This window comes from Limosilactobacillus secundus, assembly GCF_020784695.1.
Taxonomy (GTDB): Bacteria; Bacillota; Bacilli; order Lactobacillales; family Lactobacillaceae; genus Limosilactobacillus; species Limosilactobacillus reuteri_F.
On the sequence record NZ_JAJGUA010000014.1, the window covers coordinates 1 to 248 of the forward strand.

The following is a 248-nucleotide window of genomic DNA, read 5'->3' on the forward strand; positions in this document are numbered from 1 at the left end:
ATTAATTGAGTTAGCGATTATAATTCGTTAATTAAAACTCAAATAACGCGGTGTTCTCGGTTTATTGTTTTGTTAATAAAGAAATTAGATAGTATTTAGTTTTCAAAGTACAAGCTCTGAGGGTAAACCCCTCAAAACTAAACAAAGTTTCTTCGATGTGTAGGTTCCGTTTTATTCCTTAGAAAGGAGGTGATCCAGCCGCAGGTTCTCCTACGGCTACCTTGTTACGACTTCACCCCAGTCATCTG

The 248-nt window shown here is 37.1% G+C and carries 1 rRNA gene; it reads right to left on the bottom strand.

Annotated features, from left to right (window positions below):
- Nucleotides 1–182 precede the first annotated feature (182 nt).
- Nucleotides 183–248, bottom strand: a 16S ribosomal RNA gene (locus LMB57_RS00425); the annotation flags it as partial.